The sequence below is a fragment of the Isoptericola sp. NPDC019693 genome, from assembly GCF_044389085.1.
In the GTDB taxonomy this organism is placed as follows: Bacteria; Actinomycetota; Actinomycetes; order Actinomycetales; family Cellulomonadaceae; genus Isoptericola.
The window spans coordinates 11,992-24,886 of sequence record NZ_JBIRXP010000002.1 but is presented as its reverse complement, the minus strand read 5'-3'; the positions used below and the strand labels follow the sequence as shown (position 1 = coordinate 24,886).

12 protein-coding genes are annotated in these 12,895 nt (G+C 73.8%); 4 read left to right on the top strand and 8 right to left on the bottom strand.

Features of this window, described 5'->3' with window-relative positions; genetic code table 11:
* Window positions 1-41 precede the first annotated feature (41 nt).
* Complete coding sequence (locus tag ACH436_RS05480; RefSeq protein ID WP_430559183.1) at window positions 42-956, top strand: helix-turn-helix domain-containing protein; 915 nt, start codon at window positions 42-44, stop codon at window positions 954-956.
* Window positions 957-969: 13 nt separating this feature from the next.
* Here the strand turns inward: ACH436_RS05480 and ACH436_RS05475 are convergent, their stop codons facing one another.
* The 5 genes from ACH436_RS05475 to ACH436_RS05455 all read right to left on the bottom strand — a co-directional run bounded on the left by ACH436_RS05475 (window position 970) and on the right by ACH436_RS05455 (window position 7,182).
* Window positions 970-1,482, bottom strand: coding sequence for a nitroreductase family deazaflavin-dependent oxidoreductase (locus ACH436_RS05475; protein ID WP_430559182.1), 513 nt, complete (start codon window positions 1,480-1,482; stop codon window positions 970-972).
* A 76-nt stretch (window positions 1,483-1,558) separates the two neighbouring features.
* Entirely contained in the window at window positions 1,559-4,009 is a 2,451-nt protein-coding gene (locus ACH436_RS05470) for a beta-glucosidase (RefSeq protein WP_430559181.1), read from the bottom strand.
* Between the two features lie 14 nt (window positions 4,010-4,023).
* On the bottom strand, window positions 4,024-4,911 hold the full coding sequence (locus ACH436_RS05465; RefSeq protein WP_430559180.1) for a carbohydrate ABC transporter permease: 888 nt from the start codon (window positions 4,909-4,911) through the stop codon (window positions 4,024-4,026).
* Window positions 4,908-5,876, bottom strand: a complete 969-nt coding sequence (locus ACH436_RS05460; protein ID WP_430559179.1) for a carbohydrate ABC transporter permease — start codon at window positions 5,874-5,876, stop codon at window positions 4,908-4,910. The genes ACH436_RS05465 and ACH436_RS05460 overlap by 4 nt, the downstream gene beginning before the upstream one ends.
* Before the next feature lie 7 nt (window positions 5,877-5,883).
* Complete coding sequence (locus ACH436_RS05455) at window positions 5,884-7,182, bottom strand: extracellular solute-binding protein (RefSeq protein ID WP_430559178.1); 1,299 nt, start codon at window positions 7,180-7,182, stop codon at window positions 5,884-5,886.
* A 215-nt stretch (window positions 7,183-7,397) separates the two neighbouring features.
* Between ACH436_RS05455 and ACH436_RS05450 the strand changes: the two genes are divergently transcribed.
* Window positions 7,398-8,444 carry a LacI family DNA-binding transcriptional regulator gene (locus ACH436_RS05450; protein WP_430559177.1) on the top strand — a complete coding sequence of 349 codons (1,047 nt, stop codon included), beginning with the start codon at window positions 7,398-7,400 and terminating at the stop codon, window positions 8,442-8,444.
* Between the two features lie 87 nt (window positions 8,445-8,531).
* Here ACH436_RS05450 and ACH436_RS05445 read toward each other — a convergent pair whose 3' ends face one another.
* Together ACH436_RS05445 and ACH436_RS05440 are read right to left on the bottom strand one after the other, a co-directional pair.
* Window positions 8,532-9,248, bottom strand: a complete 717-nt coding sequence (locus ACH436_RS05445) for a DedA family protein (protein ID WP_430559176.1) — start codon at window positions 9,246-9,248, stop codon at window positions 8,532-8,534.
* Window positions 9,245-9,964, bottom strand: coding sequence for a copper homeostasis protein CutC (locus tag ACH436_RS05440; protein ID WP_430559878.1), 720 nt, complete (start codon window positions 9,962-9,964; stop codon window positions 9,245-9,247). Before ACH436_RS05440 ends, ACH436_RS05445 begins: the two co-directional genes overlap by 4 nt.
* Before the next feature lie 222 nt (window positions 9,965-10,186).
* On the opposite strand from ACH436_RS05440, the gene ACH436_RS05435 reads away from it, so the two are divergent.
* Window positions 10,187-10,474: a hypothetical protein gene (locus ACH436_RS05435; RefSeq protein WP_430559175.1), complete on the top strand. Its 288-nt coding sequence runs from the start codon at window positions 10,187-10,189 to the stop codon at window positions 10,472-10,474.
* Window positions 10,475-10,567: 93 nt separating this feature from the next.
* Here the strand turns inward: ACH436_RS05435 and ACH436_RS05430 are convergent, their stop codons facing one another.
* The gene (locus ACH436_RS05430; RefSeq protein ID WP_430559174.1) at window positions 10,568-11,053 is read right to left on the bottom strand and encodes a DUF1269 domain-containing protein; all 486 of its coding nucleotides are present in this window, start codon (window positions 11,051-11,053) and stop codon (window positions 10,568-10,570) included.
* A 103-nt stretch (window positions 11,054-11,156) separates the two neighbouring features.
* Here ACH436_RS05430 and pgi point away from each other — a divergent pair, with 103 nt between their 5' ends.
* Window positions 11,157-12,875: a glucose-6-phosphate isomerase gene (gene pgi, locus ACH436_RS05425; RefSeq protein WP_430559173.1), complete on the top strand. Its 1,719-nt coding sequence runs from the start codon at window positions 11,157-11,159 to the stop codon at window positions 12,873-12,875.
* Window positions 12,876-12,895: the final 20 nt, after the last annotated feature.

The window sequence follows — 12,895 nt, the reverse complement described above, 5'->3', positions numbered from 1 at the left end:
GCGCTTGACGACGCCGGACGATGGGCGATTCCCTGGGACGCATGGACGAAACGACGGTCGGGAGCGACGCGGCGACCGACCTGGACGGACGCGGCGCGCTCCGGGACGGCTTCGCCGGCCAGCGCATGGTCGTCGTGCCTCGCCCGGCGGTCCGCGCGGCGCTGGCCCGCCCCGTGACCGGGCGCCTGGTCGTGACGGACGCGGGCTTCTTCCCGCACGCCGCGCGCCACGGCCGGTCGCGGCCCGACGGCGCGCGCGAGCACGTCGTGCTGGTCTGCACCGACGGGGCCGGCTGGTGCCGCACCCCGGGCGGGCGGTCCGACGTGCTGCCGGGAGACGTCGTGCTGGTGCCCGCCGGCGCGCCGCACGAGTACGCCGCCGCCGAGCGCGACCCGTGGACGCTCTGGTGGTTCCACGCGACCGGCCCGGACGCCGACGAGCTCGCCCGCGCCGCCCGGGACGCCGCCGGCGGACCCGTCTCGCACCTGCGCGACCCGGCGACCGTCGCGAGCCTCGTCTCGCAGGTCATCGACGCCCTCGACGACGGCACCGGGGGCGGGCTGGTGCGGGCCGCGGGCGCCGCGTGGCACGCCCTCGCGCACGTCGTCGCGACGGGGCGCCGCTCCCCCGGCCCCGCGCCGGACCCGGTGGAGCGCGCCGTCGAGCACCTGCGCGCCACGGCGCCGCGGCGCACCTCCGTCACCGCGCTCGCGGCGATGGTGGGCCTCAGCACCTCGCAGCTGGGGGCCCTGTTCCGCGCCCAGGTGGGCACCTCGCCGCTGCAGTACCAGACCCGCCTGCGGCTGGCCCGGGCGCGCGAGCTCCTCGACGCCACCGAGCTGCCCGTCGCGGCCGTCGCGCAGGCGTGCGGCTACGACGACCCGCTGTACTTCTCCCGCCAGTTCGCACGCACGCACGGGACGTCGCCGTCGGCGTACCGGGCGCGGGGCGCCTGAGCCGGCGGCGCCGTCAGCCCTCCGCCCGCGCCAGCAGGAACAGCCGCACCACGCGGCCCGAGTCCCGCTCGTAGGCGCGGTAGCCGGGCCACTGCGCCTCGATGCGCTCCCACAGGGCGTCGCGCTCCGCGTCGTCCTCGACGAGCGTGGCCCGCACCGGGTACCGGCGCCCGTGGATGCTCACGGCCGCGTCCGGGTGCGCGCGCAGGTTGTACGTCCACGCGGGGTGCCGGTCGCGCGCGAACGACGTGCCCGCGACGACCAGCCGCACCGTGCCGTCCGGGGTGTCCGGGGCGCCGACCGGCGTGTACATGAGGTACGTGTCGCGCGGCTCGCCCGAGCGTGCCCCGGTGGTGTGCAGCACCAGCGAGGGCACCAGCACCGCGGAAAGCTGGAACCGCCCGCGCGTGAGCCGCGCCAGCGCACGCTCCACGGGCGGCAGGGCGACGAGCGCGACGGCCCGGAACACCCGCGTCCGTGTCACGGGGGCGACGACGGACCGGACGGCGTGCAGCGCGCTGGTCATGCCCCCATCCTGAGACGCATCGAGCGTGCCGGCCCGATCGGCGAACGAAGGGTTCGAGGATCGGGCCGGCGGCGTCCTAGGCCACCGTGGACGTCACCACCCGCGGGTCGGCGACGGTCACCTCGTAGGTGTCGCCCGTGACGACGAGCGTCGCGCGCGGCGTGGCCGTGCCCGGCAGGTCGCGCTTCTCCGAGCGCCGGGCGCTCGTGATGGCACCGCCCGTGGCGTCCTGGACGCCCTCGGCGTCGGCGTCGGGGGTGGCGGCCACGTGCGAGCCGACCCACACCTCGACGTCGCCCGGCTCGACGACGCGCACGGCGCGGCGGTCGGCGAACGCGAGCCGCGTGGTCGGCACGGTGAACGTCACCACGGCGGACTCGCCCGGCTCGAGCGTGACGCGCCGGTACGCGAGGAGCTGCGCCACCGGCCGGGTCACCGACCCGATCACGTCACGCCCGTAGAGCTGCACGACGTCCGACCCGGCGACGGTCCCCGTGTTGGTCACGCGGACGGCCGCGGTGAAGGTCCCGCCCGCAGCGACTTCGCCGTCCACGGCCAGGTCGGTGTACGCGAACGTGGTGTACGACAGCCCGAAGCCGAACGGCCGCAGCGGCGTCGAGTCGGTGGACGTGACGTCCGACGGGCCGCCCAGCACAGGGTGCAGGTAGGAGTACGGCTGCGCCCCGGCCGACCGCGGCAGCGACACCGGCAGGCGGCCCGACGGGTTCACCGCGCCGGCGATCGTCGCGGCGACGGCGGTGCCGCCCTCCTCGCCGGGGAAGAACGCCTGGAGCACGGCGCCGGGGCGCCGGTCGTCGGAGTCGCCCGCGACGTCGAGGGCCCAGTCGATCGCGTACGGGCGGCCGCTGAGCACCACCATGACGACGGGGGTGCCGGTGGCGAGCACGGCCTCGACGAGGCCGCGCTGCACGCCCGGCAGCTCGAGCGACTCGGCGTCGTTGCCCTCGCCCACGGTGCCGCGGCCGAACAGGCCCGCGTGGTCGCCCACGACGACGACGGCCACGTCGGCCGACGACGCGGCGGCCACGGCCTCCGCGAAGCCGGACGTGTCCTCGCCCTCGACGTCGCAGCCCGCGGCGTGCACGAGCTCCGGCTGCGGCAGGCCTGCGGCGCGGAACGCGCCCCCGAGGGACTCGAACACCGTAGGGATGTGGAAGCCCTTGGGCACCTCGGGGTGGTGCGCCAGCACGTGGTTGGCGAACGAGTAGCAGCCCATGAGCGCGTCGCCGCGGTGCGCGTTGGGGCCGACGACGGCGACGCGGGCCGGGGCCGCGCTCCACCGGGTCAGCGGCAGCACGCCGTCGTTCGTGAGGAGCACGAGCGACTCCTCCGCGAGGCGGCGGGCCACGTCGCGGTGGGCGGGCGAGTCGAGGTCGACGACCGCGGGCGGCTCGCCGGCGAACGCGTCGTCGTCGAGCAGCCCCAGCTCCTCCTTCTGCGCGAGGGCACGCAGGACGGCGCGGTCGACGAACCGCTCGTCCAGCCCGCCCGCGCGGACCACCTCCGCGAGCGGCTCGAGGTACGCGTCGCCCGACGGCAGCTCGATGTCGAGCCCCGCCTCGAGGGCCTGGGCGGCCGCCTGGCCGCGGTCGGCCGCGATCCGGTGCATCACCTCGAGGAACGCGACGCCGAAGTAGTCCGCGACGACGGTGCCGTCGAAGCCCCACTCGTCGCGCAGGATCCGCGTGAGGTACTCGGCGCTGGCGTGCATCGGCTCGCCGTCGACGTCCACGTAGGTGGCCATGACGGACCGCACGCCGCCGTCGCGCACCGCCATCTCGAACGGCGGCAGGAAGACGTCCGCCATCTCGCGCGGACCCGCCGACACGGGCGCGTGGTTGCGCCCGGCGCGCGACGCCGAGTACCCGGCGAAATGCTTGAGGGTGGCGTGCACGCCGGCGTCCTGGAGGCCGCGCACGTAGGCGGTGCCGACCGTGCCGACGAGGTACGGGTCCTCGCCGATGCACTCGTCGACGCGGCCCCAGCGCGGGTCGCGCACGACGTCGAGCACGGGCGCGAGGCCCTGGTGGATGCCCAGCTCGCGCATGGACGCGCCGATGACGCCGCCCATCTCGGCCACGAGGTCCGGGTCGAACGACGCGCCCCACGCGAGCGGCGTCGGGAAGGTCGCCGCCTTCCACGCGGACAGGCCGGTGAGGCACTCCTCGTGCACGAGGGCGGGGATGCCGAGGCGGGTCTCGCGGCGCAGCCGCTGCTGCTCCGCCCACAGCCAAGCCGCCCGCTCGGCGGGGTCCACGGGCCGCGTGCCGTACACGCGGGTGTAGTGCCCGATGCCGTGCCGGGTGACCTCCTCGAGGCGGCCGCCGTCGCCGGCGGCCATCTCGCCCTGCATGGGCGCGACGACGTCCCCGCCCTTGTCGAGCCAGTAGCCGACCAGCTGCGCGAGCTTCTCCTCCAGGGTCATGCGGGCGTGCAGCGCGCGGACGCGCTCGGACACCACGGGCAGCTCCGGCAGCTCCGGCACCGTGGGGACGGGGTGGGTCACGTGCTCTCCTTGGGTCATCCCTTCACGGCTCCCTGCAGGCCGTTCACGATGCGCTTCTGCATCGCGAGGAAGAACACCAGCGCAGGGATCATCGCCAGCGTCGTGAAGGCGAACACGCCCGCGGTGTCGGCCGAGTGCTCCGAGGAGAAGTCGGCGACGCCCAGGGGCAGCGTCCGCATGTCGCCGCGCAGCAGCAGCAGCGGCAGGAGGTAGGCGTTCCAGGAGCCGACGAACGCGAGCACACCCACGGTCACCATCCCCGGCCCCGACAGGGGCAGCAGGATCCGCCAGAAGAACCCGATGCGGCTGGCGCCGTCGAGCTGCGCCGCCTCCTCGAGCTCGGTGGGCAGCGCCTGGAGGAACGGCCGCAGGATGACGACCGTCATCGGCAGCGCGAACGCCGCCTGCGGCAGCGCCACGCCCCACCAGGTGTTCCCCATCTGGTAGTTCTGCGTGATGAGGATGAACAGCGGGATGATCGCCACGGTCGCGGGGAACAGCAGCCCGATCACGAACACCATGAACAGCGCCTCGCGGCCCCTGAAGCGGTACCGCGCCAGGGGGTAGGCGGCCATGATGCCGAACACCACGACGACGGCGGTCGTGACGACGGCGATGATCGTGGAGTTGACGAAGTAGCCCCAGAACGGCGAGTCGGCCGAGAGCACGCCGGCGTAGTTGTCCCACACCCACGGGCTCGGCAGCCCCGCCGGGTCCTCGGCGAGCTGGGCGTTGGTGCGGAACCCGCCCAGGACGCCGTACAGCACGGGCCCGAGCGTCACCGCCACCACCACCAGGGCGATCGCGTAGACCAGAGGGCTACCGCCGGAGAACGACTTCTTCCGCGCCCCTCGGTCCGCGGTGCGGGCGGACGGGCGGGCGGGCGTCGTGACGGCGCTCATCGGCCCTCCTCCTTGCTGTCGCGGCTCAGGATGAACTTCTGGTAGGCCAGCGCGAGCACCAGGGCGATGACGAACAGGACGACCGACGCGGCGCCGGCGATGCCGAAGTTCTGCCGCTTGGTGCCCTCGTTGACGAGGAAGGTCGCCATGGTCGTCGTGGCGTTCGCGGGCCCGCCGCCGGTGAGGATCCACACCATGTCGAAGAGCTGCAGCGAGCCGATCATCGACAGGAAGCCCCACGTGCGCATGGTCGGGCCGAGCAGCGGGATGGTGATGCGCCGCTGCACCTGCCACCAGGAGGCACCGTCGAGCTGGGCGGCCTCGTAGAGCTCGTCCGGCACGCCCTGCAGGCCGGCGAGGAAGAGGATCACGGCCAGGCCGAGGTACTTCCAGGTGAGCACGACGAGCACGGTCCACAGTGCGTACTCCGGGGTACCGAGGAAACCCTGGTCCGGCCCGTGCAGACCGACGGCGGCGAGCATCGTCTCGATGACGCCGTACTGCGGCTGCAGCAGCTGGAACCACACGACGCCGGCGATGACCTCCGCCAGCACGTACGGCACGAAGATGATGGTGCGCAGCAGGCCCTGGCCCCACATCTTGCGGTTGAGCAGCAGCGCGATCGCGAGACCGAGCGGCAGCTGCAGCAGGATCGAGCCGACCACGATGACGAGGTTGTGCACGACGGCGTCGGTGAAGACCTCGTTGGTCAGCACGGAGACGTAGTTGCGCAGGCCGACGAAGTCGACCATCGGGCCGAAGCCCTTCCACTTGTACAGCGACATCTGCACGGCGGTGGCCACGGGGACCACGACGAACGCGACGAGCAGCGCGAGCGCCGGCGTCACGAACAGGGCGATCTCCGCCCGCTTGCGCCACGTCGCGGCACGGCCGCGGCGCTCCGGACGGCGGTCCGCCGACCGTGCCGGGGCACGGTCGGCGGACCGGACTGCGGTGTCCGTCATCGGACCGTCACTGGTCCGCTTCCGCGGCGGACTGCACCGCGTCGACCACGTCCTGCGGGGTCGCCTTGCCGGCGAACTGCAGGGCGATCGCGTCGTTCATCGCACCGCCGACGGACGCGCCGAGCAGCGTGTCCAGGTAGAGCTGGATCTCCGGCGCGCCGTCACGCACCTCGAGCAGCTCGGCCAGGGCCGGGTCGGAGACCTTCTCCGAGGCCGTCGGGTTGGTCGGCAGACCCATGTCGAGCTCGGCGAAGCCCTGCTGGACCTCGTCGCTCAGCAGGTACTGGGCGAACTCGACCGCGACGTCGGGCGAGTCCTTCGACACGGCCCAGGCGTCGCCGCCGCCCATCTGCGCACCCTCGGTGCCCTGCTGGCCGTCGATCGAGGGGTAGGAGAACCAGCCCGTGTCCTCGCCGAGGCCGGAGCCGTCCTCGGTGAGGCCCTGCATGACGCCGGGCTCCCAGTGGCCGGCCAGCTCCATCGCGACCTTGCCGGAGGCGAGCAGGCCGGAGGCCGACGTCGCACCGGTCTGGGCCGGGGTGGTGAGGAAGCCCTTGTTGAACGGCTCCGTCGCGAGCAGCTCGTCGAGCGTCTCGCCCGCCTTCACGAAGCACGGGTCGGAGTAGTCGACCGACGTGACCGCGGTGTCGAGGGTGTCCGCGGCGCACTGGCGGATGACGTTGTAGTACCAGTAGTGCGCGGCGGGCCACTTGTCGCCGGCGCCCACGGACGCGGGCGTGATGCCGGCGTCCTGGAGCTTGGCGAAGACGTCGTACAGCTCGTCCATCGTGGTGGGGGTCTCGGTGATCCCCGCCTTCTCGAAGAGCGCCTTGTTGTACCAGAAGCCGACGACGCCCATGGAGAACGGCAGCGCGTACGACGCGCCGTCCACCTGGAACCCGGACATGTACGGCTCGATGGTGCTGATGGTGTCCGCGGCGGGCTCCGAGAGGTCCTTGAGCAGCCCGGCCTCGACGTGGTCGGCGAGCTCGCCGCCGCCGCGCTCCATGAACACGTCGGGCGCGTCGCCCGCCTGGAAGGCGGCGTCGAGCTTCGTGAGCATGTCCTCGTGGGCCATGGCGCTGACCTCGACGGTCGTGCCGGGGTGGTCCTTCTCGAAGTCGGCGGCGACCTTGTCGTAGTACTCCTTGCCGTCACCGGTGTTGGAGTTGTGCCACCACGTGATCGTGCCGGAGTCGGCGGTGCTGCCGCCGTCGTCGCCCTGCGAGCCGGTGCCCTGGCCTGCGCAGGCGGCGCCCAGGAGCGCCACGGTCGTGCCGAGCGCGACCGCGGTGGCGCCTCGCATGAACCTCGTCCTCGTCATCTTCGATCCCTTGTCCTCGTCGACGGGCACGGCAGCGGCGCTGCCGCGAGGTGAGTGTGTGCCTGGCATGAGAGTGGCAGCCCGGACCGCCGTCCGTCAATCGTTGTCGATAACGATTTCGACACCTCACCCGGCGGCCGCGCCGGACACTCCCGCGGACGCGTGATCCTCGGCCGCATGGCGCATACTGTCGACTCGTGAGCACCGCCGCCGACCCGTCCAGGGGTCCCTCCGCGCCCGTCGCCGGGCGCATCACCATCTCCGACGTCGCCCGCGTCGCCGGCGTCTCGGTCGCCACCGTGTCGAAGGTCGTCAACAACCGGTACGGCGTGGCCGCCGGGACGTCCGAGCGCGTGCTCGCCGTCGTCGAGGAGCTCGGCTACGAGTCCTCCCTGGTCGCCCGCAGCCTGCGCCGCACCAGCACGAACGTCATCGGCGTGCTGGTGGCCGAGTTCGAGCCCTACTCCACCGAGCTGCTCAAGGGCATCTCGGCCGCCGTCGACGGCACCGGCTACGAGCTGCTGGCCTACGCCGGCCGCACCGACGGCGGCGCGCGCACGGGGTGGGAGCGGCGGTCGCTGTCCCGGCTGGCGGGCACCCTGGTCGACGCGGCGATCGTCGTGACGCCCACGATGGTGCTGTCGTCCGACTCCCCGGTGCCGGTGGTCGCCGTCGACCCGCACACCGGGCCCGAGGGCACCCCGACCGTCGACTCCGACAACACGACCGGCGCCCGCGAGGCCGTCGAGCACCTCATCGACCTCGGCCACCGCCGGATCGCGCACCTGGGCGGCCGCGCCGACCTCGAGTCCGCGCGCCTGCGCGAGCTCGGCTACCGCCAGGCGCTCGAGGGCGCGGGCATCGCCGTCGACCCCCTCCTCATCAAGGTGGGCGGCTACCGCCCCGACCTCGCCGACGCGCCGGTGCGCACCCTGCTCGACCGCCCCGACCGACCCACCGCCGTGTTCGCGGCCAACGACCTCTCCGCGATCCACGTGCTCGACGTCGCCGCCGAGCTCGGCCTGCGCGTCCCCGAGGACCTGTCCGTGGTGGGCTTCGACAACATCCCCGAGTCCTGGGGCAGCGCTCCCCCGCTGACCACCGTCGCGCAGCCCCTGCACCGCATGGGTGCCGAGGCGCTGCGCATGGTGCTCGACCTCCTCGAGGGCACCGCCCGCGAGCGCCACCTGCGCCTGCCCACGTCGCTCGTCGTCCGCGCCTCGACGGCACCCCCGCCGAGGTAGTTCGTACCGCGCCGAGGTAGTTCCGGTCCTGCCGAGGTAGTTCAGGCCCTGCCGAGGTCGTTCAGGCCTCGGACTCCCTCGGCACGGTCAGCGGGCGCGACCGTGCCGCCGCTCGGGCTCGCGCGGACCGCGGCGGGCGAGATGGCGCTGCCGCAGCCGCACGACGACGAACCACAGCACGAGCAGCCCGATGACGACGAGGACGGCGTCCGAGATGATGCCGCTCCACTGCGCCAGCACGGGTTCGATGGCGGGGCCGAAGGCGTAGCCGAGCCCCACCCAGATGCCGTTCCACACGCCCGAGCCGATGGCCGTGTACAGGGTGAACGACCAGAACGGCATGCGCTCGATGCCCGCGGGGATGGAGATGAAGCTGCGCACGAGGGGCACGCAGCGCCCCACGAGGACCGCGGTGCGTCCCCACCTCGCGAAGAACGCCTCGGCCTTGTCGAAGTCGGAGCCGTCCATGAGCGGGATGGCGTCGACGATCGCCCGGGTGCGGTCACGCCCGAGCAGCCGGCCCAGGTACCACCAGATCCAGGCGCCGACGACGGCACCGATCGTGGCGGCGAGGATCGCCAGCCAGGCATTCATCTGCCCGTCGTACGCGAGAAAGCCCGCCGCGGGCAGCACGGCCTCGGACGGGATGGGCGGCACGAACGTCTCGATGAGCACGGCCGCGCCGACGCCGACCTCGCCGAGCGTCGTCATGAGGCCCAGCACCCAGCCGATGAAGCCGTCGTACCCCTCGGCCGGGTCCGTCGTCGACGCGGCGACGGCGGCGGCGTGCACGACGCCGCTCATGCGTCCGCTCCGGAGTCGAGGGCGGCGCGGGTGGCGGCGACGAGGTCGGGGTCCGTGACGTCGTACCCGTGGGCGCCTCCGCCCCCGGGACCGCCGTCGGCGGCGACGGTGCGCCGGGCGGAGAGGTGGACGGCGTGCACGCCGGTCGCGGCGAGGGCGGGGACGTCGTCCACGCGGACGCCGCCGCCGGCCATGACCTCGACGCCGAGCTCGCCGCCGCGCGCAGCGAGCGCCGCCAGCACGTCGAGGGCGTCACCGGCGCGCGCTGCACCGCCCGAGGTGAGCACGCGGCGCACTCCCGCTCCCGCGAGGGCGTCGAGGGCGGCGACCGGGTCGAGCACCTGGTCGATCGCGCGGTGGAAGGTGACGTCGGCGCCGCCGGCCGCGGCCACGAGCGCCGCGAGCGCCTCCGCATCGACCCGGCCGTCCGCCGTCAGGGCGCCGACGACGACACCGTCCGCCCCGGCGTCGAGCACCGCGCGCACGTCGCGCACCTGCACGTCGACCTCGTCGGTCCCGAACACGAACCCGCCGGCGCGCGGACGCACCAGCACGTGGACGCCGACGCCGGTGCCGCGCAGCGCGTCGGCGACCCCGGCGACCATCCCGGTCGACGGCGTGAGGCCGCCGGTGCCGGCGAGCGCGGCGCACAGCTCGAGGCGGTCCGCGCCGCCCGCCGCCGCGGCGCGCGCGCCCGCGACGTCCTGCACGGCGATCTCGAGGGCGACGCCACGGCGAACGGGGCTGGCGGCCTCGGGGACGGGGTCTGTCGCGGGGACGGCGAACGCCGGAACGGGGACGTCGTCTTGCAGGCGATCGGTCACGGCGGCGAGTCTACGGGGGCGCAGGTGACGACGACCGGGGCGACCTGTGACGGGACGGTGCTCGTCGGCGGCGCGCGCCGGAGCACGTGCCCGTCGGGGTGGCAGGATCGCCGGGTGCCCTCCTACCGCGTGAGCCTCGCCGTCGGCCTGCTGCAACCGGGCGTGGACCCCGCCGACGTCCTGCCCGCCGCGGCGGACGCGGCGCGCGAGCTCGTCACCGTCGAGGCGTACGACGTCGGGGTGGTGCGCGGCCGCGCGCGCATCACCGTCCGCTTCACGGCGGACGACGACGCCGCCGCGCACCGGGTCGCGGACGCCGTCCACGACCGCGTCGACGCGCTGGCCGACACCTTCGGCGGCACGCTCACCCGGCGGTGGGGCGCCCGCTGGCAGCCCGCCTGAGCATCCCCGCGCACGACGGAGCCCACCGGCCCGGACGGGGCCGGCGGGCTCGCCGGGAGGGACGGCACCGGGTCGCGCCGGGCCGCCCGCGGGTCACTGGCCGAAGGCCTCCAGCAGGTTCCGGCGCTCCGCGTCGGTGAGGTTCGTGCTGACGAGGGTCGCGTTGACGCCGCGGAGGCGCTCGCCGAGGCGGTCGGGGTCGATCGGCTCGGTGACGATGAACAGGGCCGACGTGCCGGGCACGATCTCCTTCCTCATCTTCTCGAGGTCCTTCGCCGTGATCCCGACGTCCGACAGCGACCGGGTGATGCCGGCGATCGCGGCACCGGCGGCAGCGCCGAGGACCGGCAGGAAGAACAGCGCGCCGAGCAGCAGGCCCCAGACCGCGCCCCAGCCGGTGGCCTTGGCGGTGTCGTCGTGCGAGCCGTGGGTGTCGGGCTTCTTCGCCCCCTCCGGCCAGCTCACGACCGCATGGTCGACGATCGTCACCAGCCCGTCGGCCTCGCCTCCCTTGACGGCCCTGAAGGCACGGTCGGCCCCGCCCGGGTCCTCGAACGTCCAGACGGTGAAGTTCGCCATGCGTGACCTCCCTGTGCGCTCCGGGTCCGTCCCCGGCTGATCGTCATCCTGGCAGCGTGAACAGGCCGCGCAACCGGGGCGGGCGGTCAGTACCGTGGGCACCATGACCTCCTCCCCCGTCGATCCCACCACCACGACCTCCTGGGGCGACCTGTACGCCCACTACCAGGAGTTCCGGGGCGACCTGCGCGGCTGGTTCGCCGCCGACCCCGGCCGCGCCGCGCGCATGACGCATGTCGCGGGCGACCTGCACGTGGACCTCTCCAAGAACCTCGCCACGGACGAGACGCTGGACCTGCTGGTCCGCCTCGCGCACGAGGTGCGCCTGCCCGAGCGCATCGAGGCGATGTTCACCGGCGAGCACATCAACGTCACGGAGGACCGCGCCGTCCTGCACACGGCGCTGCGCCGCGCTCCCGGCGCGCAGCCGCCGCTGGTGGTGGACGGGCAGGACGTCGACGCGGACGTGCAGGCCGAGCTGGACAAGGTCAGCGCCTTCGCCGACCAGGTCCGTGACGGCTCGTGGACGGGGATCACCGGCAAGCCGGTGCGCACGGTCGTGAACATCGGCATCGGCGGTTCCGACCTCGGCCCGGTGATGGTCTACGAGGCGCTCAAGCCGTACGGCCGCACCGGCGACGACGCGATCGAGGCCCGGTTCGTCTCCAACATCGACCCCACCGACGTCGCGCAGAAGACGGCGGACCTCGACCCGGAGACCACGCTGTTCGTCGTGGCGTCCAAGACGTTCGGGACCCTGGAGACGCTCACGAACGCGCGCCTCGCCCGGGCGTGGCTGTGGGAGCGGCTCATCGCGGACGGCGTCATCGAGGACGACCCCGACGCGAAGCAGGCCGCCGTCAAGGCGCACTTCGTCGCCGTCTCGACCGCCCTCGACAAGGTGGCCGACTTCGGCATCGACCCGGCCAACGCGTTCGGGTTCTGGGACTGGGTGGGCGGCCGCTACTCGGTGGACTCCGCCATCGGCACGTCGCTGGCGATCACGTTCGGCCCCGACGTCTTCCGCGAGCTGCTCGCCGGCTTCCGGGCCGTCGACGAGCACTTCCGCGCCACGCCGTTCGAGGCCAACGTGCCCGTCCTCATGGGCATGCTCAACGTCTGGTACGTCAACTTCCTCGGCGCCCACACGCACGCCGTCCTGCCGTACGCGCAGCAGCTGCACCGCTTCCCCGCGTACCTGCAGCAGCTCACGATGGAGTCGAACGGCAAGTCCGTGCGCTGGGACGGCTCCCCCGTCACCACCCAGACGGGCGAGGTCTTCTGGGGCGAGCCGGGCACCAACGGCCAGCACGCGTTCTACCAGCTCATCCACCAGGGCACGCGGCTCATCCCGGCGGACTTCATCGCCGTCGCGACCCCCGCCTACCCGCTCAAGGACGACGAGGGCGACGGCAAGGCCGTGGCCGCCGGCGCCGACGTGCACGAGCTGTTCCTCGCCAACTTCTTCGCCCAGACCAAGGCGCTCGCCTTCGGCAAGACGGCGGACGAGGTGCGCGCCGAGGGCACGCCCGAGGAGATCGTCGCCGCCCGCGTCTTCTCCGGGAACCGGCCGACGACGTCGATCGTGGCGCCGGCGCTCACGCCCTCCGTGCTGGGCCAGCTCGTGGCGCTGTACGAGCACATCACCTTCGTGCAGGGCGTGGTCTGGGGCATCGACAGCTTCGACCAGTGGGGCGTGGAGCTCGGCAAGAAGCTGGCGCTGGAGATCGCGCCCGCGGTGTCGGGCGACGACGCCGCCTTGGCCGCCCAGGACTCCTCGACGCAGGCGCTCATCCGCTACTACCGGGAGCACCGCGCCTGAACCTCTCGCTGTGAGCGGGT

Excerpts from the sequence above, each read along its gene's own strand:
- ACH436_RS05480 (WP_430559183.1), top strand. The coding sequence starts at position 42 with ATGGACGAAACGACGGTCGGGAGCGACGCGGCGACCGACCTGGACGGA.
- ACH436_RS05475 (WP_430559182.1), bottom strand. The coding sequence starts at position 1,482 with ATGACCAGCGCGCTGCACGCCGTCCGGTCCGTCGTCGCCCCCGTGACA.
- ACH436_RS05465 (WP_430559180.1), bottom strand. The coding sequence starts at position 4,911 with ATGAGCGCCGTCACGACGCCCGCCCGCCCGTCCGCCCGCACCGCGGAC.
- ACH436_RS05460 (WP_430559179.1), bottom strand. The coding sequence starts at position 5,876 with ATGACGGACACCGCAGTCCGGTCCGCCGACCGTGCCCCGGCACGGTCG.
- ACH436_RS05455 (WP_430559178.1), bottom strand. The coding sequence starts at position 7,182 with ATGCGAGGCGCCACCGCGGTCGCGCTCGGCACGACCGTGGCGCTCCTG.
- ACH436_RS05445 (WP_430559176.1), bottom strand. The coding sequence starts at position 9,248 with ATGAGCGGCGTCGTGCACGCCGCCGCCGTCGCCGCGTCGACGACGGAC.
- ACH436_RS05430 (WP_430559174.1), bottom strand. The coding sequence starts at position 11,053 with ATGGCGAACTTCACCGTCTGGACGTTCGAGGACCCGGGCGGGGCCGAC.
- pgi (WP_430559173.1), top strand. The coding sequence starts at position 11,157 with ATGACCTCCTCCCCCGTCGATCCCACCACCACGACCTCCTGGGGCGAC.